25 protein-coding genes are annotated in these 24,731 nt (G+C 67.6%); 13 read left to right on the top strand and 12 right to left on the bottom strand.

What is annotated here, in order from left to right:
• Positions 1–71: 71 nt before the first annotated feature.
• Positions 72–1,988 (bottom strand): selenocysteine-specific translation elongation factor, encoded by a 1,917-nt coding sequence (gene selB, locus H610_RS0113105; protein ID WP_028240099.1) that lies wholly within the window; start codon positions 1,986–1,988, stop codon positions 72–74.
• Entirely contained in the window at positions 1,985–3,391 is a 1,407-nt protein-coding gene (gene selA, locus H610_RS0113100; RefSeq protein ID WP_028240098.1) for an L-seryl-tRNA(Sec) selenium transferase, read from the bottom strand. Before selA ends, selB begins: the two co-directional genes overlap by 4 nt.
• A 397-nt stretch (positions 3,392–3,788) precedes the next feature.
• On the opposite strand from selA, the gene H610_RS0113095 reads away from it, so the two are divergent.
• Genes H610_RS0113095 through H610_RS0113070 form a run of 6 tightly spaced genes read left to right on the top strand, consistent with a single transcriptional unit; the run spans position 3,789 to position 9,248 of the window.
• Complete coding sequence (locus H610_RS0113095) at positions 3,789–4,634, top strand: STAS domain-containing protein (RefSeq protein ID WP_028240097.1); 846 nt, start codon at positions 3,789–3,791, stop codon at positions 4,632–4,634.
• A gap of 10 nt (positions 4,635–4,644) precedes the next feature.
• On the top strand, positions 4,645–5,067 hold the full coding sequence (locus tag H610_RS0113090; protein WP_028240096.1) for an STAS domain-containing protein: 423 nt from the start codon (positions 4,645–4,647) through the stop codon (positions 5,065–5,067).
• Positions 5,027–5,425, top strand: coding sequence for an anti-sigma regulatory factor (locus H610_RS0113085; RefSeq protein WP_028240095.1), 399 nt, complete (start codon positions 5,027–5,029; stop codon positions 5,423–5,425). Before H610_RS0113090 ends, H610_RS0113085 begins: the two co-directional genes overlap by 41 nt.
• A complete protein-coding gene (locus tag H610_RS0113080; protein ID WP_043238514.1) occupies positions 5,416–6,399 on the top strand; it encodes an ATP-binding protein in 984 nt (327 codons plus the stop codon). The genes H610_RS0113085 and H610_RS0113080 overlap by 10 nt, the downstream gene beginning before the upstream one ends.
• A complete protein-coding gene (locus tag H610_RS0113075) occupies positions 6,392–8,146 on the top strand; it encodes an ATP-binding protein (RefSeq protein ID WP_028240093.1) in 1,755 nt (584 codons plus the stop codon). The genes H610_RS0113080 and H610_RS0113075 overlap by 8 nt, the downstream gene beginning before the upstream one ends.
• Complete coding sequence (locus H610_RS0113070; RefSeq protein WP_028240092.1) at positions 8,136–9,248, top strand: hybrid sensor histidine kinase/response regulator; 1,113 nt, start codon at positions 8,136–8,138, stop codon at positions 9,246–9,248. Before H610_RS0113075 ends, H610_RS0113070 begins: the two co-directional genes overlap by 11 nt.
• A 21-nt stretch (positions 9,249–9,269) precedes the next feature.
• Here the strand turns inward: H610_RS0113070 and H610_RS0113065 are convergent, their stop codons facing one another.
• Both H610_RS0113065 and H610_RS0113060 read right to left on the bottom strand, forming a co-directional pair.
• Positions 9,270–10,169: a CHAD domain-containing protein gene (locus H610_RS0113065; RefSeq protein WP_028240091.1), complete on the bottom strand. Its 900-nt coding sequence runs from the start codon at positions 10,167–10,169 to the stop codon at positions 9,270–9,272.
• Between the two features lie 43 nt (positions 10,170–10,212).
• Positions 10,213–10,974: a ParA family protein gene (locus H610_RS0113060; protein WP_028240090.1), complete on the bottom strand. Its 762-nt coding sequence runs from the start codon at positions 10,972–10,974 to the stop codon at positions 10,213–10,215.
• Positions 10,975–11,140: 166 nt separating this feature from the next.
• Between H610_RS0113060 and H610_RS0113055 the strand changes: the two genes are divergently transcribed.
• The gene (locus tag H610_RS0113055; protein WP_028240089.1) at positions 11,141–12,133 is read left to right on the top strand and encodes a 2-hydroxyacid dehydrogenase; all 993 of its coding nucleotides are present in this window, start codon (positions 11,141–11,143) and stop codon (positions 12,131–12,133) included.
• A gap of 736 nt (positions 12,134–12,869) precedes the next feature.
• On the opposite strand, the gene H610_RS0113050 is transcribed toward H610_RS0113055, so the two are convergent.
• The gene (locus H610_RS0113050; RefSeq protein WP_028240088.1) at positions 12,870–14,087 is read right to left on the bottom strand and encodes an MFS transporter; all 1,218 of its coding nucleotides are present in this window, start codon (positions 14,085–14,087) and stop codon (positions 12,870–12,872) included.
• Between the two features lie 222 nt (positions 14,088–14,309).
• Between H610_RS0113050 and H610_RS0113045 the strand changes: the two genes are divergently transcribed.
• Complete coding sequence (locus tag H610_RS0113045) at positions 14,310–15,272, top strand: alpha/beta hydrolase family protein (protein ID WP_028240087.1); 963 nt, start codon at positions 14,310–14,312, stop codon at positions 15,270–15,272.
• On the opposite strand, the gene H610_RS0113040 is transcribed toward H610_RS0113045, so the two are convergent.
• Together H610_RS0113040 and H610_RS0113035 are read right to left on the bottom strand one after the other, a co-directional pair.
• The gene (locus H610_RS0113040) at positions 15,211–15,822 is read right to left on the bottom strand and encodes a LysE family translocator (RefSeq protein ID WP_028240086.1); all 612 of its coding nucleotides are present in this window, start codon (positions 15,820–15,822) and stop codon (positions 15,211–15,213) included. The genes H610_RS0113045 and H610_RS0113040 overlap by 62 nt on opposite strands.
• 130 nt (positions 15,823–15,952) lie before the next feature.
• Positions 15,953–16,492, bottom strand: a complete 540-nt coding sequence (locus H610_RS0113035; protein ID WP_028240085.1) for an ankyrin repeat domain-containing protein — start codon at positions 16,490–16,492, stop codon at positions 15,953–15,955.
• 206 nt (positions 16,493–16,698) lie between these two features.
• Between H610_RS0113035 and H610_RS0113030 the strand changes: the two genes are divergently transcribed.
• Both H610_RS0113030 and H610_RS0113025 read left to right on the top strand, forming a co-directional pair.
• On the top strand, positions 16,699–17,025 hold the full coding sequence (locus H610_RS0113030) for a DnaJ family domain-containing protein (RefSeq protein WP_028240084.1): 327 nt from the start codon (positions 16,699–16,701) through the stop codon (positions 17,023–17,025).
• 82 nt (positions 17,026–17,107) lie between these two features.
• On the top strand, positions 17,108–17,350 hold the full coding sequence (locus tag H610_RS0113025; RefSeq protein ID WP_028240083.1) for a DUF3820 family protein: 243 nt from the start codon (positions 17,108–17,110) through the stop codon (positions 17,348–17,350).
• Here H610_RS0113025 and H610_RS0113020 read toward each other — a convergent pair.
• The gene (locus H610_RS0113020) at positions 17,317–17,847 is read right to left on the bottom strand and encodes a hypothetical protein (protein ID WP_028240082.1); all 531 of its coding nucleotides are present in this window, start codon (positions 17,845–17,847) and stop codon (positions 17,317–17,319) included. The genes H610_RS0113025 and H610_RS0113020 overlap by 34 nt on opposite strands.
• A 261-nt stretch (positions 17,848–18,108) precedes the next feature.
• On the opposite strand from H610_RS0113020, the gene H610_RS0113015 reads away from it, so the two are divergent.
• The gene (locus tag H610_RS0113015; RefSeq protein WP_028240081.1) at positions 18,109–19,230 is read left to right on the top strand and encodes a beta-ketoacyl-ACP synthase III; all 1,122 of its coding nucleotides are present in this window, start codon (positions 18,109–18,111) and stop codon (positions 19,228–19,230) included.
• A 102-nt stretch (positions 19,231–19,332) separates the two neighbouring features.
• Here H610_RS0113015 and H610_RS0113010 read toward each other — a convergent pair whose 3' ends face one another.
• A complete protein-coding gene (locus H610_RS0113010) occupies positions 19,333–20,037 on the bottom strand; it encodes a DUF2057 family protein (protein WP_028240080.1) in 705 nt (234 codons plus the stop codon).
• A gap of 159 nt (positions 20,038–20,196) precedes the next feature.
• The gene (locus H610_RS0113005) at positions 20,197–21,297 is read right to left on the bottom strand and encodes a porin (protein WP_028240079.1); all 1,101 of its coding nucleotides are present in this window, start codon (positions 21,295–21,297) and stop codon (positions 20,197–20,199) included.
• A 378-nt stretch (positions 21,298–21,675) separates the two neighbouring features.
• Between H610_RS0113005 and H610_RS0113000 the strand changes: the two genes are divergently transcribed.
• Positions 21,676–22,809 carry a GNAT family N-acetyltransferase gene (locus H610_RS0113000; protein WP_028240078.1) on the top strand — a complete coding sequence of 378 codons (1,134 nt, stop codon included), beginning with the start codon at positions 21,676–21,678 and terminating at the stop codon, positions 22,807–22,809.
• Positions 22,810–23,208: 399 nt separating this feature from the next.
• On the opposite strand, the gene H610_RS0112995 is transcribed toward H610_RS0113000, so the two are convergent.
• Positions 23,209–23,415: a DUF2905 domain-containing protein gene (locus H610_RS0112995; protein ID WP_028240077.1), complete on the bottom strand. Its 207-nt coding sequence runs from the start codon at positions 23,413–23,415 to the stop codon at positions 23,209–23,211.
• Positions 23,415–24,323, bottom strand: a complete 909-nt coding sequence (locus H610_RS0112990; protein WP_028240076.1) for a LysR family transcriptional regulator — start codon at positions 24,321–24,323, stop codon at positions 23,415–23,417. Before H610_RS0112990 ends, H610_RS0112995 begins: the two co-directional genes overlap by 1 nt.
• Before the next feature lie 126 nt (positions 24,324–24,449).
• Between H610_RS0112990 and H610_RS0112985 the strand changes: the two genes are divergently transcribed.
• Complete coding sequence (locus H610_RS0112985; protein WP_236614298.1) at positions 24,450–24,713, top strand: hypothetical protein; 264 nt, start codon at positions 24,450–24,452, stop codon at positions 24,711–24,713.
• Positions 24,714–24,731: the final 18 nt, after the last annotated feature.

Raw genomic sequence — 24,731 nt, 5'->3', positions numbered from 1 at the left:
GCAGGCACGTTCGTCGAGACCGCTTCAGGTGCGCACGGCGCACCTTGGCACGCAATTGCCGCATGTAAACGTCAACCGTCCGGCTGGGGGGCGAGCAGGGCGCTGTCCGGGCGCAGGCGCCGGCCTTCGCCGGTGCGGCGAGTGAGGCCGATGCGGTCGAAGTGCTCGAGCAGCTGGATGCTGCGCTTGCGTCCGATGCCGATGCGATCGCGAAACGCAGCGGGAAGGACGACGCCGTCCTGGCCCGCCAGTTCCTCGGCGCAGTGCGCCAGTTCGCGCAAGGTCTGCTCCGGATAGAACAGGTCGCGGACCACCTGCTGCAACAGCCCCAGGCGCGCCAGCTTGCGTAGCAGGTGGCGTACCTCGGCCTCCTCGCGGTCCAGCGCACGCGCCAGGTCGCGTACCCAGGGCGGATCGTAGCGGCCTTCGAGCAGCAATGGCCAGAGCCGTTCCTTGAGCGCTTCCTCTTCCTCGGCCAGTTGCACCCGGTGATCGGGCCGGTGCAGCCAGGGGCCGCTGGCCTGGATGTGGCCGTCAGCCAGCGCCTGGTCGAGCAGGGCGATGAACACCGGGCGCTCGAGTTCGGGCAGGGCGTAGCGGCGCAGGCGGTCGCGGTCCGGGCCGAGTTCGTCCGGCTGTTCGCCGTGGAAGCGTTCGAGCGCGGCCACCAGGCGTTCGTGCAGTTGTTGCCACAGGCGTGCGTCGAACAGCCGGACGCCCTGGCGGGTGACGATCTCCCGCGTGCGCTGCGGCAGCTGCCAGTGTTCGCGCGGACGGTTGAACTGCCGTTCCAGCCGCGCCGGCTCCAGGCCGTTGTGCGCGCTTTCCAGCAGCACCGGCAGGGCCTCTTCCAGCGTGCCCGCACGCAGGGCCTGGAGCTGCGCCAGGCGCTGTTCTCCGCGGCGGTTGCGGGCCGGGGCGAAGGGGTCGAGCACCCGGCCGCCGCCGAGGGTGCGCTGCGCCGACTGGTCGCGCAGCACCAGGGCGTCGCCGTGCACGGCGTGGGTCGGCGCATTCAGCAACACCTGCGCCAGCGCGCGGGCGCCGGGTTTCAGCGTTTCGCCTTCGAGCAGGGCGACGCGGCCGGTGACGTCCTGCGCGCCGAGGTGCAGGTGCACCGGCGTCCAGTGCCGCAGCGCGCGGGGCTCGGAGGGCAGCAGGTTGAGTTCGATGTCGATCCGGGTGGTGGGGGCGTGCAGGTCGGGGTGCAGCAGCCATTCGCCGCGGCGGATGCTGTCCACCGAGAGCCGCTCGCCGGCGATGTTCAGCGCGACCCGCTGGCCGGCGTGCGCGTCGGCGGCTTCGCGATTCTGTGCGTGCAGCCCACGGACGCGCACGCGCCGGCCGGAGGGGCTGAGCATCAGTTCGTCGCCCACCGCGACCCGCCCGGCGAAGGCGGTGCCGGTGACCACCACGCCACTGCCGGCCACGCTGAAGGCCCGATCCACCGGCAGGCGGAAGCCGCCCTGCGCGCTGCGTGCCGAGGCTTCGGCGGCCTCGGCACGCAGCGCATCGCGCAGGGTTTCGACGCCGTCGCCGCTGGCGCTCGACAACGGGTACAGCGGCGCATCGGCGAAGGGGCCGGGGGCCAGCAGCGCGCGTATCTCCTCGGCGACCGCGGCCACGCGTGCGGCCTCGACCCGGTCGGTCTTGCTGATCGCCACCAGCGCACGGTGGATACCGAGCAGTTCGGCGATGGCCAGGTGCTCGCGGGTCTGCGGCATCACCCCGTCGTCGGCGGCGACCACCAGCAACAGCAGGTCGATGCCCGAGGCCCCGGCGAGCATGTTGTGCACGAAGCGCTCGTGGCCGGGGACGTCGATGAAGCCGGTGAGCGCGCCATCGCCGAGGTCGGCGTAGCGGTAGCCGAGGTCGATGGTGATGCCGCGTTCGCGCTCCTCGCGGCGCTGGTCGCCCTCGGCGCCGGTCAGGGCGCGGAGCAGGGCGGTCTTGCCGTGGTCGATGTGCCCGGCGGTGCCGACGATCACGGTGCGGCGACCTCCAGTTGCTCGAGCTGGGCGAGGAACGCCGCTTCGTCGTCGAGCTGGCGCAGGTCCAGCCACAGGGCGTCGTCGTCGATGCGGCCGATCACCGGGATCGGCAGCGTCCGCAGCGCCTCCTCGAGATGCCGCAGGGCGCGACCGCGCAGCCGTTTGGGTTGCAGCGGGCGCAGGCAGAGTGCCGCGCTGGCCAGCCGTGCGACCGGCTGCGCGCCGCTGCCGATCATCCCCAGCGCCTCGCCGGCGGTCGCCTGCCAGCGCTCGCCAAGGCGCGCCGCCAGCGCCGGAGCCAGGCGTTCGGCCTGCCGGCGGATGTCGTCCTGCGGACGGGCGAGCAGGCGCAGCGTGGTCAGCCGCTCGCCCAGCCGGTCGGGGTCGCGGTAGAGGCCGAGCACCGCCTCCAGCGCGGCGAGGGTCAGCTTGTCGACACGCAGGGCGCGCTTGAGCGGATTCTTCTTGATCCGCTCGATCAGCTCGCGCTTGCCGACGATGATCCCGCACTGCGGGCCGCCAAGCAGCTTGTCGCCGCTGAAGGTCACCAGATCGGCACCGTCGCGCAGCGCCTGCTGCACCGTCGGCTCGGCCGGCAGGCCCCAGCGGGTCAGGTCGACCAGGGTGCCGCTGCCGAGGTCTTCCAGCAGCGGCAGACCGTGCGCGTGGGCGAGCTTCGCCAGGTCCGCGGTGGCGACACTGGCGGTGAAGCCCTGCACGCTGTAGTTGCTGGTGTGCACGCGCATCAGCAGGCCGGTACGCGGGCCGATGGCGGCCTGGTAGTCCTTCGCGTGGGTGCGATTGGTGGTGCCCACCTCGACCAGCTTCACGCCGGCGCGGGCCATGATGTCGGGAATGCGGAAAGCACCGCCGATCTCGATCAGCTCGCCACGCGAAATCACGCCTTCCCGGCGCGCGCCCAGACTGTTCAGTGCGAGCAGCACGGCCGCGGCGTTGTTGTTCACCACCGTTACCGCTTCGGCACCGGTGAGTTCGCACACGAGCCCGGCGATGAGGTCGTCGCGGTCGCCGCGCTTGCCGGTGGCCAGGTCGAATTCGAGGTTCAGCGGATGGCGCGCGGCCTGGGTGATCGCCTCGATCGCCGGCTCCGGCAGCAGGGCGCGGCCGAGGTTGGTGTGCAGCACGGTGCCGGTGAGGTTGAACACGCGCCGCACGCGGCTGCCATGGCGGGCAGCCAGACGTTCGCCGGCGCGTCCGGCGAGCACCGCTTCGGACAGTTCGATGGCGTCGAGGCGGCCGTGCCGGGCCGGTTCGCGCAGCTCGTCGAGCAGGTCGCGCAGGGTATCGAGCAGGGCGTTGCGGCCGTAGCGGCGGGCCAGCGGATCGCAGGCCGGGCTGCGCAGCAGGCGGTCGATGGACGGAAGGCGGGCGCTTGACATCGTGGGCTTCCTGGCAGCGGCATCCGGCGTCGCATGGGCTCGGCGCGACCGGACGCGTCCTGTTTCGCGATGGATGATCGACAACTCGCCGCCGGCGGCGTTCCGGCGGCATCGTCCGATCGTACACCAGGGGTGAACACCGGCGTTGGTTTCGGGTCATAGGCGAGCGAGAGGGGGCGCCCGTCACTCGGCCGCTCTGTAAGTAAATCGCGCACGCAGATGTGTGAAACACAAGAAACCGCGCGCGGGGGATACCGCCGAACGCGCAGGATGATAGATTCAGCGGCCGCATGCGCCGGTGCCCGCCGGGCGCAGCGATCATGTCGTTATCGCTTCGACTCAATGCCTTACGGGCGGCGGGATAGCCGCCTTCGATACCTGTCCGAGGAACACTTCGATGTCTTCACCGATTCTTGCCAGCTTGCTGCAACAGCACGAACCTGAGGTTCTCGCCAATTGGGTGGCCGCGCAGCGCGCGGCGGGTATCCGTGCGGACCTGATCGACGAGCAGACGGTACAGGCCAACTCCCAGGAGCTGCTGCGCGGTTTCGCCGCCGCCCTGGCACAAGGCAGCGACTCGCTCGAGGCGCCGCAATGGAAGCCCGTGAAGATGCTGCTCGATCGCCTGTCGCAGGTGCAGAGCCGGCAGGGTTTCTCGCCGTCGGAAACCGCGACCTTCGTGTTCTCGCTCAAGGAGCCGCTGTTCACCCTGCTGCAGAAGCATGCGGAGAACCCGCTGGAGCACATCTGGACCACCACCCAGCTGATCGACAAGCTCGGCCTGTACAGCATGGAGTCCTACATGACCGGCCGCGAGACGGTGATCCGCGAGCAGCAGGAAAGCATGCTGGAGCTGTCCACCCCGGTGGTCGAGCTGTGGCGCGGCGTCCTGGCGATCCCGCTGATCGGTTCGCTGGACAGCAACCGCACCCAGATCGTCATGGAGGCGCTGCTGCAGAAGATCGTCGAGACCGAGTCGGACATCGCCATCATCGACATCACCGGCGTGCCGACGGTCGACACCATGGTCGCCCAGCACCTGCTCAAGACGGTGACCGCCGCCAAGCTGATGGGCGCCAAGTGCATCATCAGCGGCATCCGTCCGCAGATCGCGGCCACCATCGTTCACCTGGGCGTGGAGCTCGGTGACGTGGTCACCAAGTCGTCGCTGGCCGATGCCTTCCGCCTGGCGCTCAGGGAGCTGGACGTCCGGCTGGTGGCGAACACCAATACGATTCGTTGAGGGGCCTGCCATGGTGGATCGCATTCCCATCCTGAAGATGGGCCAATACCTGTTGCTGAGCATCCAGGTCGACATGCACGACCAGCTGGCCATCGACCTGCAGGAGGATCTGACCGAACAGATCGTCCGGCACAAGGCCAAGGGCGTCCTGATCGACATTTCGTCGCTGGAGATCGTCGACTCCTTCATCGGGCGCATGCTCGCCCACATCGCCAACGTATCGCGCATTCTCGATGCCAAGGTCATCGTCGTCGGCATGCAGCCGGCCGTTGCCATCACCCTGGTCGAATTGGGGCTCTCCCTGGAGGGCATCGCCACCGCACTCAATGTCGAAAAGGGTATGCGCTGGCTGGAACGCACCGTCGACCGAGACATGAGCCTGGAGCCCGAGAGTGACGACGACACAGACATTTCCGCTGAAGCAGGAAACTGACATCGTCGTCGTCAGACAGCAGGTCCGCAAGGCTGCCGAACAGGCACGCCTGGGCCTCGTTTCACAGACGAAGATCGTCACGGCGGCGAGTGAGATCGCCCGTAATGCGTTGATCTACGGAGGTGGGGGAGAGTGCCGCATCGAGCAGCAGATGCGCGACGGGCGCACGGCAGTGTGCCTGATCATCAGTGACCAGGGGCCCGGCATCGAGGACCTCGACAAGGCGATGGTCGACGGCTACACCTCCGGCAACGGGCTCGGTCTCGGGCTCAGTGGCGCCCGGCGCCTGGTCGACGATTTCGTCATTCGCAGCGAGCCGGGGAACGGTACCGTGGTGGAGTTGTGGAAATGGCGCTGAAGGCGAGTCCCTGCCGGCAGAGCATCGAGATCAGCGAGCCGATCCACGTGGATGCGGCGCGGCGCGCGGTGGTGCGCGCCGCGTCCGCGCTCGCTGGCGACGAGCAGTGGTTCGGGCGGCTGACCGTGGTGGTCCAGGAACTGGCGCGCAACCTCGTCAACCACGCGGGGCAGGGCACGCTGCTGTTCAGTGCCGACGAGCAGGGAATCGAACTGCTCGCCGTCGATCGGGGCCCGGGCATGACGGACGTCGCCCGCTGCCTGGCCGACAACTATTCGACGGCCGGCACCATGGGCGCCGGCCTGGGCGCGATCCGGCGCATGTCCGACGGCTTCGACATCTACTCGCAGCCGGGCGGCGGGACGCTGGTACGTGCCCGTCTGGCGCTGGGAGCGCAGGTGCCCGAGCCGCTGATCTCGGGCGCGGTTTCCACGCCGCACCCGGCCGAGGAGGTCTGCGGCGACGGCTGGGCAGTCAAGGGCTCGCGGGTGATGGTCTGCGACGGCCTCGGCCACGGGCACGCCGCGCACGCGGCCAGCAGCCGGGCGTACGAGCTGTTTCTCGATCACGACCCGGCGGTGCCACTGCCGGAACTGATGCAGCGCACCCACCGGGTGCTGTCGAGCACCCGCGGCGGCGCAATGGCCTTCGCCGAGATCCAGGCCGACCGGGGGCAGGTGCTGTTCTGCGGCGTCGGCAATATCGCCGGCACGCTGCTGGCCGACCGTTCGCGGAGCATGGTCTCGGCCAACGGTACGGTGGGCTACAAGGTCGGTCGCATCCAGACCTTCAACTATCCTTGGGACTCGGCGACCGTGCTGGTGATGGCTTCCGACGGCATCGGCAGCAAGTGGTCGCTGGACAAGTACCCAGGAATCCTGGCCAGGCACCCGACGATCATCGCCGGGTTGATCCATCGCGAATTCAGGCGTGGCAACGACGATGCCACGGTGGTGGTGGTGAAAAGTGAGTGAGCGACAGTTGCTGACCACCGTGAGCATTCGCGAGGAGGTCGATGTGGTGGCCTGCCGGCAATGCGCCAAGCGGGCGGCGAGCTGGCTGGGCATGAGCCCGCTCGAGCAGATCCGGGTGGCCACCTCGGTGTCGGAGCTGGCGCGCAATATCTATCAGTACGCGGGGCAGGGCGTCTTCCATTTCTATCTGCTGAGCGACGGCCGCGGCCTGCTCAGCGCGCTCGGTTTCGAGGCGCGCGACAAGGGGCCGGGCATCGCCAATCTGGACCGCATCCTCGACGGCAGCTACGTCTCCAGCACCGGCATGGGCATCGGGCTGCGTGGCGCCCAGCGGCTGATGGACGAGTTCGAGATCGAAAGCTCGCCCCAGGGGACGCTGATCCGCGCGCGCAAGCGGGTGCTACCCTCGCGCCCACTGCCGAGTCGCGCCAGCATCCAGGCCTTCCAGGACGAGCTGCGCCGCGAAGGCGCGGTCGACCCCTTCGAGGAAATCCAGGTCCAGGGCGAGGAGCTGGTCATCACCACCGCCGAACTGCTGGCCAAGCAGCAGGAGCTGGAGGCGACCAACCTCGAACTGGAGAACACCAACAAGGGCGTGGTGGCCCTCTATTCGGAGCTGGAGAAGACCGCGCAGGAGCTCCAGGAAGCGAGCGAGTCGAAAAGCCGCTTCTTCTCCAACATGACCCATGAATTCCGCACGCCGATCAACATCATCGAGAACATCTCCAAGATGCTGCTCAGCGGGGTCGATGGTGCGCTCAATTCCGAGCAGCTCAAGCAGGTCCGCTTCATCAGCGACGCGGCCACGGAACTGTCGCAGCTGGTCAACGAACTGCTCGACCTGGCCGAGGCCCAGTCCGGGCGCATGGACGTCATGCCTGCAAGGTTCAATCTTGGCGGCTTCATGCAGCAGCTGCAGCAGTTCAGCGCCAGTCTGGCACCGCGCTATCCGCAGGTGACCTGCCGGGTGCATCCGCCGGTGCAGGACGTCACCCTGAACACCGACGGCAACCGGCTGTTCCAGATCCTGCGCAACCTCATCAGCAATGCCTTCAAGTACACGCCAAAGGGGCATGTCGAGGTGCGCGTGTTCCAGCCGGACGCCGACCACCTGGAGTTCGTCGTCGAGGATTCCGGGGTGGGCATCGCCGAGCAGGACCAGGCGCGGGTGTTCGAGGAGTTCTGCCGCATCCGCTCGCCGGGCCTGACCCACATCGAGGGGACCGGGCTGGGCCTGCCGCTGGCGCGCAAGCTGGCCACCCTGCTGCGCGGGAGGCTGTCGCTGACCAGCACGCTGGGCCAGGGCAGCCGCTTCTACCTGACCTTGCCGATCAGCTACGAGCAGGGCGAGGTGGAGCTGTCGCTCAGCGGCACCACCGTGCTGGTGATCGACGACAACGAGGCCGACCGCTACGTCGTCAGCCGCCTGCTCGAACCCTACGATCCGGTCATCATCGAGGCGGAAGACTCCCGCTCCAGCATCGACAAGCTGCAGGGCGTGCGGCCGGACATCATCCTGCTCGACCTGGACCTGCCGGACATCTCCGGCGAGGACCTGCTCGCCAGCATGGACGAGGGGATGCGCCGGCGGGTGATCGTCAACACGTCCAAGACCCTGAGCGAAGCCGAACGTGCACGGCTGGCACCGCTGTGCCACGCGATCCTGAGCAAGCCGCAGCCGGACTACGACGAGGCGTTGTTGCGCAGCATGGATAATCTGTCACGGAGGCATGCGCATGAACGCTAGACGACGCATCGTGATCATCGACGACACCGCGGCCAATCGCTACGTGTTGCGCAAGATCCTCGAAACCGACACCTCCTATGACATCCTCGAGGCCGGCAACGGCGCGGCGGGGCTGGACCTGATCGACGGCACCATCGACCTGGTCATCGTCGACATCAACCTGCCGGACATGAGCGGCTTCGAACTGGTCCAGGCGATGAAGAACCGGCTCGGCGAGGAGCGCCTGCCGGCGGTGATCAACATCTCGGCGACCTTCATGTCCGGCAAGGACAAGGCCGCCGGGCTGAACCAGGGCGCGCAGGCCTATCTCACGCACCCGATCAACCCGGACGAAGTGCTGGCTACCATCGCCCTGCTGCTGAACGCCACCAACCGCATGCAGAGCATCGAGCAGCAGCGCAACGAGGCGCTGGCCGAAAGCGAGAGCCTGCGTACCGAGAAGATCATGCTCGAGCGCTTCATGCGCTCGCTGAACCACGACCTGCGCTCGCCGCTGTCGTCGGCGATGATGGTCGCCAGTCTGATGCGCAAGAATCCGGCGCGACGCACAGAGGAACTGTTCAAGGTGCTGGAGGACAACCTGCACCGCATCAACGAGATGATCAGCAACGTGCTCGACATCTCGCACATGAACCTCGGCGGCGGCATCCGTCTGCACGGTGAGTCGCTGTCGCTACGCCGGCTCATCGACGAGGGGCTGGAGAACCTGCGCTACCAGGTCGCCAACCCCATCCACCTCGATGCCGAGGACCAGGACCGCCAGGTGTTCTGGGACCGCTCCAGCTTCCTGCGGATTCTCGACAACCTGGTGGGCAACGCCGCAAAGCACGGCGCACCGGGCCAGCCGATCGAAGTCACCCAGCGCTCGCTGGGCGACACCGTCAGCGTGCGGGTGAGCAACGTCGGCCAGCTGCCCGACGAGGTCCTGACCAACCTCGCCACGCCCTATTTCATCTCCACCCGCAGCGAGACCAAGGGCTGGGGCCTCGGCCTGCCGATCGTCAAGGCGCTGAGCGAGAGCTTCGGCGGGCGCCTGCTGTTCCACAACGAGGACGACCGGGTGGTGGTCGAGGTGCAGCTGCCGCAGGCGATCGGCGAGTAGCCGCGCGGGCCGGCCCGGCGGTCAGGCCGTGCGGGCCAGCTTCCAGTAGCGTTGCCAGCGCTCGCGCAGGGCGCCGGGCGATTCCGCGTAGAGCCGCCGGCCGAGGCGCAACGCCCGACCTTGCAGGTGCTGCCGCCGTTCGGCGATCAGGGGGGCGAGTCCGCCGCGGGTATCCTCGTCGCCGAACAGCTCCGGCTCGTCGCGCATCAGCGCCTGGAGCATGGCCAGGTCATGATCGTCCCCCAGCCAGTCGGACAGCTGTTCGAGCATCCCGATGCGTGCCTTGAACAGCCGCGGCCAGGCAGCCTGCAGCAGGCGCGTCTGGTACCACTGGTCCTTCACCCGCTTGCGCCACTCGTGAAGGTGCTCGTCGCTCGGGTCGCGCCGCACGACGGCGAGCGCCTTGCGGCCCTGGCGGTAGCTGCGCTCGACGCCGGCGGCGTAGAGCCCGAAGCCATCGCGCCGCAGGGCCCAGGCCGCCACCTCGCGCCCGGCTTCGGCCACCTCCGCCAGGACCCGCTCAATGGCCTCGCCGCTGCCGCCGGCCTCGTCATCGGCTGGCTGGCGCGCGGCGAGGCGGTCGCGAACGGCCTTCAGCCCGGGCGTGCCGAAGCGTTCCGGATCGCTGGCGGCGAGCGCGTCCCAGCCTTCCACCAGGGCGATGACGTCACGCAGGTCGGCAAGCGCCCGGCCGGCATCGCGCAGGCGCCGGTTCTGCGGGGCGAAGCGCTTGCCCAGCGGGTCGCGGACCAGCCGCAGCAGGGCGCGCAGCTCCTTGAAGCGCTTGCGCGCCTGGTGCACGGCTTCGGCGTGTCGGGATTCAGGCAGGGACAGCGCTTCGCGGGTCTTGGCCAGGCGCTGCAGGGCGACGCGCTGCACCTCCTGGCTCGCGGGCTGGCGGGGTTTGAGGCGGTACGACATGCGATCTCCTTTGGCGCGATACGAATCGGACCGGCGCCCTCGTTCAGTCTTCGAGGGCGTGGAACAGCGCGACGAATTGCCGGGTGAGCTTGTGATTGGGGTCCAGGTGGATCAGCGGGCGACAGGCATGATGGGATTCCTTCATCTTCACCGAGCTCATCAGGCGCTCGTCGAACACCGGAATCCCGCGTTGCTCGAGCTCGGCGATCAATGCCTCCGGCAGCGCGCCCCGCGCCGGGAACTGGTTGACCACCACGCCCTCGATCTTCGCCGCGCCGTCGTGGTCGTCGGCGATGTCCTCCAGTTCGGCGAGCAGGCGATCGATCGCCGTCAGCGAGAAGCTGTCGCAGTCGAACGGCACCAGGCAGCGGTCGGCCGCCAGCAGCGCGGACAGGCTGTAGAAGCCGAAACCGGGCGGGGTGTCGAGGTAGATGCGGTCGTAGTCGGCGGCCAGCCGGTCGAGCAGCTTGGCCAGCTTGCGGATCTTGAACTTGGCTTCCAGCTTGGGCTGCAGCTCGGCAAGTTCCGGCGAGCCGGCGATCAGAAAGAAATTGTCGAAGGGGGTAGGGTGGACGTTGGCCTGGGCCTTGCCGCTGCCGGGAAACAGGGTCTGGCGAAAGAAGTCGGCGATGCCGCTGGGCGTGTCATCCGGGCCGCAGCCGGTCAGGTACTGGGTGGCGTTGGCCTGGGCGTCGAGGTCGACCAGCAGGGTGCGATAGCCTTCGGCGGCGCTGATCGCCGCAAGGTTGCAGGCGATGCTGGTCTTGCCGACCCCGCCCTTGTTGGTGAACACCACCCGTTTCATGCCCTTCCTCCATTATCCGGCCCGCCGGCTGCGTTTCGCGTGGCCGCGCTACGTTAGCAGGCTTGTGTAACAGCCTGATGACGGTTGGATGACAGTGGCGGGGCGGCCGCGTCATGTGCACGGGTGGCTAGACTGATCTCCAAAGGCCCGCTCAAAAGGTATCGCCATGCAGATGACCGTTTTCAGCACCCAGCGCTATGACCGCCGCTTTCTCAACGAAGCCAACCTGGCGCTCGGCGAGCGAGGCTTCGGCCTGCATTACCAGGAGGCGGCGCTCTCGGCCGACACCGTGGCGCTGGCGCAGGGGACCGATGCGGTCTGCGTGTTCGTCAACGATCATCTCGAGGCGCACGTTCTCGAGGCGCTGGCGGGCTATGGCGTGCGCGCCGTGCTGCTGCGTTGCGCCGGGTTCAACAACGTCGACCTGGACGCCGCGCGCCGGCTGGGCATTCGCGTCGCACGGGTGCCGGCCTACTCGCCGGAAGCGGTCGCCGAGCACACGCTGGCGCTGATCCTGACCCTCAACCGGCGCACGCACCGGGCCTTCAACCGCGTCCGGGAAGGCAACTTCATGCTCGAGGGGTTGCTGGGCATGACCCTGCACGGCAAGACCGCCGGCCTGGTGGGGCTCGGGCAGATCGGCCTGGCCACCGCGCGCATCCTCAAGGGCTTCGGCTGCCGCGTGCTCGGCTACGATCCGGCGCCGGTCGGGGAGTTCGACGCGCTCGGCGAGCGGGTCGAGTTGCCGGCGCTGCTCGCCGAGTCGGACATCGTCTCGCTGCACGCGCCGCTCAACGATCGGACCCGCCACCTGATCGACGCCGAAAGCCTGCGGCTGATGAAGCCCGGTGCGATGCTGGTGAACACCTCGCGCGGTGCGCTGATCGACACCGGCGCGGTGATCCACGCGCTCAAGCGTCGCCACCTGGGCGCACTGGCGATCGACGTCTACGAGCAGGAGGCGCAGCTGTTCTTCCACGACCGTTCCGGCGACATCATCGACGACGACGTCTTCCAGCGTTTGCTGACCTTTCCCAACGTGCTGGTGACCGGGCACCAGGGCTTCTTCACCACCGAGGCGTTGCGTGAGATCAGCTCGGTGACCCTGGCCAACCTGGCGTGCATCCGCGACGGTCGCGAGTGCCCGAACGAGTTGTAGGGGGCAGGGTGTGCGCGGGTATCGTGCGTTGCACCCGTGTTTTCCCTTCTCCCCTCGGGAGAAGGTGGCCCGCAGGGCCGGATGAGGGTGTTGTGGAAGGTCCGACCTCGGGTGAGCCTTTGGGGCAGCTTGTCGCCGCGAGGGCGCGCCTCCCACAGGAAATAGCTACGCCGTGCGGATTCTGGTCTGCCCCTACAGGGATTGTGCCGCGCTTTCCGGCCGCGCCGGCTCTTCCCTTCTTCCCGCGGGAGAAGGTGGCCCGCAGGGCCGAATGGGGGTGTTGTGTGGGAGGCCCGGCCTCGGGGCGAGCCTTTGGGGGCAGCTTGTCGCCGCGAGGGCGCGCCTCCCACAGGGAATAGCCATGCCGTGCGGATTCTGGTCGCAGGCAGAGCCTGCCCCTACGGGGATTGTGCCGCGCTTTCCGGCCGCGCCGGCTCTTCCCTTCTCCCCGCGGGAGAAGGTGGCCCGCAGGGCCGAATGGGGGTGTTGTGTGGGAGGCCCGGCCTCGGGGCGAGCCTTTGGGGGCAGCTTGTCGCCGCGAGGGCGCGCCTCCCACAGGAAATAGCTACGCCGTGCGGATTCTGGTCGCAGGCAGAGCCTGCCCTGCAGAGGATTGTGCCGCGCTTTCCGGCCGCGCCGGCTTTTCCCTTCTCCCCGCGGGAGAAGGTGGCTCGAAGAGCCGGATGAGGGTGCGTCATGCTCCTCACCCCAGCCCTCTCCCCGGAGCGGTTCTGCCTCAGGCACCCGCTGGTGCCGTGCCGCCTGCCTGTGCGCCGCTGCGGCGTTCAAGCCGCCACGACCAGCCGAACACCAGCAGCCCGCATACCGCGGTGGCGGCGCCTATGTAGCCGGTGGAAGTCCAGCCGAGGCCGGCGCTGATGGCCAGGCCGCCGAGCCAGGGGCCGAGCGCGTTGGCGATGTTGAAGGCCGAGTGGTTGGAGGCGGCGGCCAGCGTCTGGGCGCCGGTGGCGACGTCCATCAGCCGGGTCTGCAGGGCCGGCGCCAGGGACACCATGGTGCCCACCGCAAACACCGAGGGCAGGATAGTCCACAGCGAGCCGGTGGCGAGCGGGAAGACCAGCAGCACCAGGGTGCTCCACATCAGCAGCCAGGCCACCGCGCGGAACTGCAGGCGATCGAACAGCCAGCCGCCGACCAGGTTGCCGACGATGCCGCCCAGCCCGAAGGCCGCCAGCGCCACCGGAATCCACTGCGGGCCGACGCCGGTCACGTCCAGCAGGGTCGGCGCCAGGTAGCTGAACACGCAGAACATCCCGGCGAAGCCGATCGAGCCGATCAAGAGCGCCAGCCACACCTGCGGGCGGTTAAAGGCGCGCACCTCGTGCATCGGGTCATGCCGCTCCTCGCTGCGGTCGAGCGGCAGGAACAGCGCCACCAGCACCACTGTCAGCAGGGCGATCAGACCCACCAGGCCGAAGGCCCAGCGCCAGCTCAGCCACTGGCCGAGCCAGGTGGCCAGCGGGTTGCCCACCAGCATCGCTATCGTCAGCCCGGCCAGCACGCGGGACACCGCCTTGGCGCGCTGGTCGGGGGCGACCATGGAGGCGGCCACCAGCATGGCCACGCCGAAGTAGGCGCCGTGCGGCAGCCCGGTGACGAAGCGCGCGAGCATCAGCGAGGCGTAGCCGGGGGCGAGCGCGCTGGCGAAGTTGCCGAGGGCGAAGAAGCCCATCAGCCACAGCAGCAGGTGGCGGCGATACAGGCGCGCGCCGAGGATCGCCAGGATCGGGGCGCCGACCACCACGCCCAGCGCGTAGGTGCTGATCACGTGGCCGACCTGCGGCTCGCTGATGGCCAGCCCCTGGGCAACGTTGGGCATCAACCCCATGATCGCGAATTCGCCGGTGCCGATGGCGAAGCCACCCATGGCCAGCGCCAGTTCGATCAGCAGGATGGCGCGCGCGGACAGGCGCGCGGGTGCTTGGTCCGTCATGCGGGAGCCTCTGGGAAAAGACGCGGATTATTCCCCGATTCGCCCTGGCTGTCAGCGGCAGCCGCTCTGCTTCGGGCATTCGGGGCGACCGGACCTCCTCAGGCCATGCGTCCTGCACTTGGTTCACTGGCCGCCGACTGTGCCCGTTCCTCGACCAACTGTCGATGGCCGCGGCCGCCGCTGCGGTGCACAGTAGTCCCGGGCATCCGACGGACCGACGACATGAACAACAACGAAGACGTCATCCTGCCGTGCCGCGACGGCTACCGCCTGGCCGGCCAGCTCCACGAGCCCGCCGGCGCGGTTCGCGGCAACGTGGTCATCAGCTGCGCGACGGGCGTCGCGGCGCGCTACTACGGGCGCTACGCGGCCTTCCTGGCCGAGCAGGGCTATCGCGTGCTGAGCTACGACTACCGCGGCATCGGCCGTTCCCGCCCGACGGCGCTGAGGCGGTTGCGGATGCGCTGGCGCGACTGGGGCGAACTGGACTTCGACGCGGCGGTGCGCTGGCTGCGCGAGCGGGCGCCCGAGGGGCCACTGCTGGCGGTGGGGCACAGCATCGGCGGCTTCCTGCCCGGCTTCGCGCCCGCGGCGGTGGAGGTCGACCGCTTTCTCGGCGTCGGCGCGCAGTACGCCTGGTGGCGCGACTACGCCGCCGCACAGCGCGGGCGCATGTTCGCCAGGTGGCACCTGGCGATGCCGCTGCTCACCGCCGTGTGCGGCTACTTTCCCGGCCGCCGGCTCGGCTGGCTGGAGGACCTGCCGGCCGGCGTCGCCTACGAATGGGCGCGGCGGCCCGAGCGGATGGAGGAGAGCTATCCGGCTGCGGAGCGCGACGAGGTGCTGGCCCGGTTCGCCGCGATACGCGCGCCGATCCTCGGGGTGAGCATGAGCGACGATCCCTACGGCACGCCGGCGGCCATTCGCCGCGGCCTGAGCTATTACCGCAACGCGCCGCGGCAGCGCGTGGAGCTCAGCCCCGCCGCGCTGGGGCGGGAAGCGGTCGGGCACTTCGACCTGTTCCGCGAGCACCACCGCGCCGGCTTCTGGACGCAGACGCTGGCCTGGTTCGACGAGGGCCGCTGCCCCTGGCCGGTGGCCGAGGCCTGGCCGGCCGGCACGCTCAGCGCGTCAGCGGCAGCGCCACGCCCATCAGCGCGAACAGGCCGCCGCAGCAGCGGTTGAAGGTGCGGCCGCTGCGAACCAGCCAGGGACGGATGCGATGCGCCAGGCGCGCCAGCAGCCATTCGACGAGGCCCTCGACCAGCGCGAAGGTCAGCGCCATCACCAGGAACTGCACCCAGATGTCGCCCTGCGGATCGAGGAACTGCGGCAGGAAGGCGCCGAAGAACAGGATCACCTTCGGATTGGACAGCGCCGAGAACAGGCCCTGGCGGAACAGCGCCCGCCCGGGGCGCTGCACCGCGTCGTGTGCGTGGCCGACACGCACGCCCGGCGTGCGCCAGAGCTGGATGCCCAGCCACACCAGGTAGGCCCCGCCCAGCCATTTGAGGATCACCAGCGCCTGCGCGGACGCCTGCAGCAGGGCGCCGATGCCGAACATCGACAGCGCCATCAGCAGCACGAAGCCGAGCACGCCCCCGGCGATGGTCCAGAGCGTGCGCTGGTGCCCGTAGAGCGCGCCGTGGGTGAGGGCGAGCAGGCCGTTGGGGCCGGGGGTCAGCGCCAGTCCGGTGACGGCGGCGAGATACAGCAGCCAGGTGTCGAGGGCCATGCGAATCTCCCGGTGGCCGGTGAGGGATGTTCGAACGTGCCGGCGCAGCGGCTGCCGAATCGCGCCACTTTACCCGTCCGCCCGAGCCTGCGCTCGGTTATCGCGCCGCCACCGCGCGCATGCCGGGTGGTCAGCCTTGCGCCTGCAGCACGGCGCCCAGCTGCGCGGGCGTATGGGTGGCGCCCATCGCCTGCGCGGAGGCCAGCGCGTCGAGCCCGCGCGCGTCGGTGCGGGTCGGGTCGGCGCCGTGTCGCAGCAGCAGGTCGACGATTTCCGTGCGGTCGAACATGGCCGCCATCATCAGCGCGGTCCTGCCGTCGGGGCCGCTGGCGTCGACCTCGGCGCCGTGTTCGAGCAGCAGCGCGGCCATCGCCGTGTGGCCCTTGAAGCCGATGCCGGCCAGCGGCGTCTGGCCGGCATCGTTGGCGATGTTCGGGTCGGCGCCGCGCTGCAGCAGGCAGCGACAGGCGTCGAGGTGGCCGTGGTAGCTGGCGAGCATCAGCAGGGTATCGCCTTTCTGGTTGCGCAGGTTCGGCGGCAGGCCCTGTCCGAGCAGGGCGTCGAGCATCTCGGCATCGCCGCGGCGGGCGAGGTCGAACACCTGGGTGGCGAAGGCCTGCAGCTCCTCCTCTTCCTGGGTGGTCATGGGCGGGCGGGTGGATTGTTCCATCGAGGGCTCCTTCGTCGGGGCTCTGGCCGTATCGACCGTGAGGGCCCGATCTTCGACCATGCCCTGGGCAAACCGATACCCATGGCTATCTATGGTTCCCATAGCCAGGTCGCGTTCGTCGGATAATGCTCGCGCAGCGGCGGCGCCGACCATACTTCCAGTCCGCTTTCCAACCTTGCGAACAACCTGCAGAAAGGACAGGACCGATGAGCATCGAACTGGAAATCGAGCGCCGCATCGCCCGGGAGGTCGCGGCCTGGCAGCAACGGGTGGTCGGCAAGGGGCGGCCGCTGGAGGTGGACGAAGGCTGGCTGCACACGCCGAAGGGGCTGCGCATGCCGTTCCGGGTGCTGAAGAACGCCAACATCCCGCCCTACGAGGTCGAACTGTTCCACCAGCGGGCCCGGTTGCGCGAGCGCCTCGACAGCGCCACCGAGCCAGGCGAGCGCGCGCGCCTGCGCCAGCACCTGTCCGACCTGGACCAGAGCCTGGCGTGCCGCCTGGAGGGACTGTTGCGGCTGGGCAGCGGCTAGCCGGCACGCGTATCAGGCGGTCGGGCTACGGCACGGCCGGCGTCTGTGGCAGTATCGGTCGCCCGTCATCCGGAAAGGCGCCATGAACCCGCAAGACCTCGAACGCCTGGTCACCCTGCAGATGCCCTACGGCAAGTACAAGGGCCGGCTGATCGCCGACCTGCCGGGGCATTATCTCAACTGGTTCGCCCGCGAAGGTTTTCCCAACAACGACCTGGGTCGCCTGCTGGCTCTCATGCACGAGATCGACCACAACGGCCTGTGCGCGCTGCTCGAGCCCCTGCGCCGCCGTCATTCCTCCAGCGCGGCGCGCAGGCTCTCGTAGGCCGGTGCGGCATAGATGCCGACGTCCACGGCCAGTTGCAGCAGGCGCTCGAGGTCGCAGGCGTACACCAGCACCGTCTGCAGCTCGTCGTCCAGCGGTTCGCTGAAGTCGACCAGCACGTAGCCGCCCTTTTCCGGATAGAGCGCCGACAGCTGTACCTGGATGCGATTGAGCGCCTTGAGCGGCTCGGTGCGCGCCAGCTGTTTGGTCGTCAGCACGAAGTTCACGTCCGGGCCGAAGGAGGCGCGGATCTCGCCGAACAGTTCTTCGTAGTCGTCGGCCTGGAACAGCACCGTATCGGGCAGGCTGCCAACCACCACCCATTCGCCGAGCGGGATGGGAAAATCGTCGTCGTAGTTGATGTCGGGGTTGCGCTGCAGGAACCCCTCGGGATCGGCGTAGGCCTGCGCGGCCTCGTCGGCGATGCGCTCGATCTCCGAGTCGTCCAGGCAGCCGGAGCTGATCAGGTGGATGAATTCGGTGAGTTGGGCTTTCATGAGGCCGTCCTGCGAGTGGGTGTTGCAGCATAGCGAAAACCTGCCCGCCGGGTGCGGGCGGCCATCCGGTACCCGCTCACGCAAGCGTCTGCTGGCGATGACTATTACGCCAATAAACGGGCTGGACTGGGGAATTAACCCCGTTTTCGTGCACAATGGCGCCCTTACGCGCGCGGTACCGAATGCCTGCGCGCCTTGCCATCCTTGAGCAGCCACCGCGCTAACAAGCCCTACGTACAGCCCGACAAGAGAGGAACGACTGTGTTTGACGTCGTGATCAGCGGCACCGGCCTTTATACCCCTGCCAACAGCATTTCCAATGAAGAATTGGTGGCCTCCTTCAACACCTACGTGCACCGTTACAACGAGAAGCACGCCGCGGCCATCGAGGCAGGGGAGCTGCAGCCGCTGGCCGAGTCCAGCGTGGCCTTCATCGAGAAGGCGTCGGGCATCAAGAGCCGCTACGTGATCGACAAGGACGGCATCCTCGACCCCGAGCGCATGGTTCCGCGCATCCCGGAGCGCAGCAACGACGAATGGGGCATCCTCTGCGAGATGTCGGTCAAGGCCGCCCAGGAGGCGCTGGCCCGCGCCGGGCGCACGCCGGCCGACATCGACGGCGTGATCGTGGCCTGCTCCAACCTGCAGCGCGCCTACCCGGCGGTCGCCATCGAGGTCCAGGCGGCGCTGGGCATCAAGGGCTTCGGTTTCGACATGAACGTGGCCTGTTCCTCGGCCACCTTCGGGCTGCAGAACGCGGTCAATGCCGTGCAGCTGGGGCAGGCGCGGGCGATCCTGATGGTCAACCCGGAGATCTGTTCGGGCCATCTGAATTTCCGCGACCGCGACAGCCACTTCATCTTCGGCGACGCCTGCACCGCGGTGATCGTCGAGCGTGCCGACCAAGCCACCTCGGCGCACCAGTGGCAGGTGGTCGGCACCAAGCTGCTGACCGAGTTCTCCAACAACATCCGCAACAACTTCGGCTTCCTCAACCGCGCCGCCGAAGAGCAGATGAGCAACCCCGACAAGCTGTTCGTCCAGGAAGGCCGCAAGGTATTCCGCGATGTCTGCCCGATGGTCGCCGAGCTGATCGCCAGCCATCTCGAGGAGAACGGCATCGGGGTCCAGCAGGTCAGGCGCTTCTGGCTGCACCAGGCTAACCTCAACATGAACCTGCTGATCGCGCGCAAGCTGCTCGGCCGCGACGCCACGCCGGAAGAGGCGCCAGTGATCCTCGACACCTACGCCAACACCAGTTCGGCCGGCTCGGTGATCGCCTTCCACAAGCACCAGGACGACCTGCCGGCCGGCAGCCTGGGCGTGCTGAGCTCCTTCGGCGCCGGCTACTCGATCGGCAGCGTCATCCTGCGTAAGCGCTAAGTGACACAGGCGGCGCTTGTAGCGATTGCCACTCAGCACCCAAGATCGGTGCTGAGTGGCAATGATTGCACTGGTACGCGTGATGGGTGCCCTGTCTGGTGCTTACTGTTGAGCCCATTTCAGGAAGGCGCTGCGACTTTCCGGGGTCAGCAGGTTCCACATTTGCTGCAGAGTAGTCAGGGTGGCATCGTTGTGCGGCAGGGCAGCGGCCTGGGCCGGTGACGGATTCAGCGCGACTGGCTGCCGGGCTGCAACAGGCGTCTCGGAAGTCGTGCCCAGCGGTGCAACGCTGGTGGCCTGCGGCGCGACTTCGCTGGAACCCATCATGACGCTGAATGCCGAAACGTTACGGTTGCCGGCCTGCGCTTGCTCACGTTCGCCGGTGCGGGTGTTCACGGCCCAGGCGGGAAATTCGTCCTCGAACTTCTTGGCCTCGGCCAGGTTGTCCGGGCGATTGAACTCCAGGCGCCACAGCTCGCCGGCCTTGCCGTTGATGTCGAAGATGGCGGTGCGGCCGCGAACCACTTCGTGGCTCATGCCGCCAGCGATGTCGAAACCGTTCTTGTAGAACGCCTGAACCTGATAGGTGCCCGGCTGCAGGAGCAGTTGCTTGTCGTCCAGGCCGAACGAGGCGTTGGGGGCAGAGTAGGGCTGGCCGTTGATACTGCGAATCTCCAGCTCGCTGGGAACCACCAGCGTCAGCACTTCGCTCTGCGGCTGTGGTGCGCCGGAATACAGTTGGACTTTGGGTTGCTGGGCGCAGGCGGCCAGCAGGCCGACCAGGGCGATAACGAACAAGCGGCGCATGAAAACTCCTAGGTGCAAAGGCCCCGCCGGTGCCCGGCGGTTTGGGTCGATTACATTCCGGAAACAAGAATAAGACTGAGAGGTGTCGGTTAAATGACAAACCGGGCTGTCCCTGAGGGAGCAGCCCGGTTTGTTTTACCCTGATCCCTGAAGGGGGGGTCAGAAGTCGTAGCGCAGACCTACGGTGAAGCCAGAAGCTTTCTCGCCCAGCGCCTGATTCACGCCGTTCTCGTCGATCGACTGGTTGCTCGGGGTGGCAGTGCGGGACTGCATCCAAGGGGAGTAAGCAACGTTGTCGTCGTTGTCGACTACGGCGTAGTTGGCGTAAACGCGCACGGCCTTGTCCAGCTTGTGCTCGACACCTACGACCAGCATGTCAGCATTGGCGTCGTCCGCGTCGCTGTCGTGAGTCATCCAGGTGGCTTTCAGTGCGGTGTTCTTGGCAATCGCCAGTTCGCCGCCCAGGCCGTAGACGTTGAAGGTGCCGGAGTCACGAGCGGCACTGGTGGTATCGCTGTAGCCGGTATAGTCGGTGGTCTGATAGAAACCGACCAGCTTGAAGGTATCGGTGAGCTTATAGGCGGCGGCGGCGCGAATGGAATCGGCCTCGCCACGCAGGGTGTCTTCTTCTACCTTTTCGTACGCCAGGGAGGCTTCCAGCGGGCCACCGATATAATTCAGCGACGTGCTGAAGGCATCGCTGTCTTCGTTGTTGCTGTCACTGTCGGTGATGTTGAGCGACTGGCCCTTGTACATCGAGTAGGCCACTTTCACGTTGAAGCCGCTGAAATCCGGCGTGGTGTACTGGATGGTGTTGTCGTAACGCTCGTCGAGGCGGCCGTTGGTTACGCGGGCCAGGTTGTTCATGTCGCCGACCTGGTCGCCGAACAGGTTGAACGGGCCACGGGCTACCTTGAACGGGCTGTCGAAGCGGCCGATCTGCACGGCACCGAAGTTGCCGCCCAGGCCTACGAAGGTGTCACGGGTGGCGAAGTCGGTGCCGCCGCTCGAGGCGCCAGTGGTGAAGTTGATCTGCTGCTCGATCTGGAAGAAGGCTTTCAGATCGGGGTTGATTTCGTGGTTGCCTTTGAAGCCCAGACGCGAGGAGTTGCTCGACAGGTTGGTTTCGGAGTAATCGGCGCCATCATCAAGGTAGTCCACCGATACGTGTGCACGGCCATAGACGCTGACATCGGCCAGTGCAACAGCCGGGATCGACAGCGCAGAGCCAACGGCAATCGCAATCAACTTCTTCTTCATCAAAAAGCTCCTTCGTTTAATGAAACGCCGTCCTGCGAATGCGATGACGTCGTCTGTTTGGACGGAGGCGATTATGGAAATGCGATATGACAGAAGGCTTTCTGCCATATGACATTTTCGAGTTGACGGAACTTTTTCAAAAACAAACGTTTACGTCGTATTACGGGCGTGTTCGAAGGGCGCGGAAAGATGATTGGGGGGTGTAGATGGGCCCGCGGGACGTTATAGGTTGAATGTTAAGGTTTCGAGAATGACGGCAAGTTGTAATGGTGAATTTTGAACTGCATCATGGTTTGCCAGCTAATTGGACAGGCTCTCGTTCATCAATGTCTGCGAGCGGAAGGCCGTAAAAAGAGTCCCTTTTACCGGAGTTCTGTTGTGAAGCTGCTTCTCACCGATTCCTTGCGTTCTTTACCGGCGGCTCGCTGGGATGCGCTATTGCCCGTGGCGCAGCCGTTTCTGCGCCACGCTTTCCTCAGTACGCTGGAAGACAGCGGCTGCGTCGGCAGACACAGTGGCTGGCAGCCGGCGCACCGTTTGTGGCTGGATGAGCGTGGCGATCTGCTTGCCGCTATCCCGGCCTACCGGAAGCGACATTCCTACGGCGAATACGTATTCGATCACAGTTGGGCCGATGCCTGCCGTCGCGCTGGCATAGCCTATTACCCCAAGCTGCTGGTTGCCGTTCCCTTCTCGCCTGTCAGCGGCCCGCGTCTGCTCGGTCACCCGCAGGCCGCCGCGGCCTTGCTCGACGAACTACAGGCAGGCTTGGCGCAGGAGGGACTGTCGAGTCTGCACGTCAACTTCACCAGCCCTGCCTGTGACGAACTGATGCGGACTCGCTCGGGCTGGCTCGAGCGGATCGGCTGCCAGTTCCACTGGCATAATCGCGGCTACCGGGACTTCCAGGACTTTCTCGATGCGCTCACCTCGCGCAAGCGCAAGCAGCTGCGCAAGGAGCGCGAGCAGGTCGCCGGGCAGGGCATGAATTTCGAATGGCGCCAGGGTGGCGAGCTGGACGAGGCCGAGTGGGATTTCGTCTACGCCTGCTACGCCAGCACCTACGCGGTGCGGGGGCAGGCACCCTACCTCACGCGCACCTTCTTCAGCCTGCTGGCCGAGCGCATGCCCGAGGCGATCCGCGTGGTGTTCGCCCGCCAGGGCGCGCGGCCGGTGGCGATGGCCTTCAGCCTGGTCGGCGACGGCAAGCTGTACGGGCGTTACTGGGGCTGCCTGAAGGAATTCGACCGGCTGCACTTCGAGACCTGCTTCTACCAGGGGCTCGACTACGCCATTGCCGAAGGCCTGAGCGAATTCGACGCTGGCGCCCAGGGCGAGCACAAGCTCATCCGCGGCTTCGAGCCGACCATCACCCGCTCGTGGCACCGCCTGGTCCACCCCGGGCTGCAGGCGGCGGTGGCCGGCTTTCTCGAACAGGAGCGCGCCGGCGTACTGGCCTACGCCGAACAGGCGCGCGACGCCTTGCCCTATCGGCAGGCGGATGGTGGCTGATTCGTGACATCGCGAGCCGGTTCCCCTCATCCGGCCCTGCGGGCCACCTTCTCCCGGGGGAGAAGGGAAAAGCACGGCTTTCGCGATCCCTCGTAGGAGCAGGCTCTGCCTGCGACCGCAATCGCCACTACGGCGGCGGGTCGCGGTCAAGATCGCTCCCATAGAAGCGACGCCGATTCCCATGGGCGCGGTCTCGACCACGAACTGGCATGCGCCATGCCCAGGCAACTGCCGCGCCATCCCCTCTCCCTCCGGGAGAGGGTCGGGGTGAGGGCTTGCGGGCATGCCTCCCTCATCCGGCCCTGCGGGCCACCTTCTCCCGAGAGGAGAAGGGAAAGGCAGGGTGCTGCGGCCGCGGCGCAATCGCAGGGTGCGCCGTGCGCATCTTCGTTTTGCACCCTAGCGCCGAAACAGATTCAGCAGCACGCTGGCGACGATGCTGATCAGCAGCATCGAGGTGATCGGGATGAACACCCGGCTGCGCCCGGACTCGATGCGGATGTCGCCCGGCAGCTTGCCGAACCAGCCGAACAGCCCCGGCACGAAGTGCAGCGCCACGCCGAGCAGCAGCACGGCGGCGCCAACGATCATCAGCCACTTGCCCATCAGCCCCGCCCCTGCTCGCGGCGGAAGGCCGCCACCACATGCTCGGCGAGTACGCTGGCCGGCGCGCTGCCGCCCGTGCCGAGCACCAGCTTGACCTGGTAATCGCCGAGCGTGGGCAGGTCGTGCTCCGGATCGAGCCTTCGCAGCGGTGGCTTGATCAGGCCGAGCGGGAAGGGCGCGATGGCCAGATCCGCGATCATCGCCGCCTCCTGTCCCGCGTACTGCTCGCTGGAGTAGGCGATGCGGTAGCTGCGCCCGGCGCGGTCGAGCGCATCCAGCGCCTGCCGGCGCCAGGGGCAGTCGGCGCTGGTCAGGGCCAGCGGCAGGGGCGTGCGCTCGACGGCGACCCCGCCGGCACGCCCGGCCCACACCAGTGGTTCGCTGTGGATGGTCTGGCCGCGACTGTCGTCCTGGCCGGCGTTGCCGACGGTGACCAGCGCCAGGTCCAGTTCGCCGGCGTCGAGGCGCGCGAGCATCTCCATGCTGCGCCCCGCCGACACATCCACCTCGACGCCCGGGTGGCTGTGGGCGAACAACGCCAGCAGGCCGGGCAGCACGCGCCCGCCGATGTCGCCGGGCGTCCCCAGGCGCACCCGGCCACGCAGGCTCGGGGCGATGAACTGCGCCATCGCTTCCTCGTTCAGCCTGAGCAGCCGCCGGGCATAGCCGAGCAAGGTCTCGCCAGCCTCGGTCAGGCGCACGCGGCGGGCCTCGCGGACGAACAGCGGCTGGCCGAGCGTTTCCTCGAGACGCTTGATCTGCATGCTGACGGCCGAGGTGGTGCGGAATATCTGCGCCGCGGCGCGGGTGAAGCTGCCGGTGTCGGCGATCACCACGAAGGTGCGCAGCACGTCGCTTTCCAGCAGCGGCAGCGTCCGGGACGCGATCGGAGAGGCGAGCTGGTTCATGGTCTGCCTTCAGCTACATTGAACGGATGGTTCGATTTTAGTCGTTTGTTTGAACGATTGGTAGCCGCTCATCCTGTATTCGAAGGCGGGGCAACCGGTCCTGCCGTTGCGCACGGGAGACGAGCCATGACGATTCATCGCGAGCGAACCCCGAAACGGCCCCATCGGGAGCCGTCGGTGCCCGACGTCTACATGCCGGCGATGTGGCCGCTGGACCTGCAGCGTTGCCTCGGTGCCTGGTGGCGGGCCTGGCAGCGCCGACGCCTCTACCGGCAACTGCTGGAGCTGCAGGACCACGAGTTGTTGGCGCGCGACCTCGACGTGCTGACGCTGCGGCAACTGGCGCGCCAGCCGCTGCGGCAGCTGGCGGAGGAATGCCGGCGTGAATAGCAGGGCGTGCCGGATCTG

Origin of the sequence: Stutzerimonas azotifigens DSM 17556 (genome assembly GCF_000425625.1) — a bacterium.
Taxonomy (GTDB): domain Bacteria; phylum Pseudomonadota; class Gammaproteobacteria; order Pseudomonadales; family Pseudomonadaceae; genus Stutzerimonas; species Stutzerimonas azotifigens.
Note: the sequence above shows the minus strand (reverse complement) of the source record. Positions and strands in the feature narration are given on the sequence as shown.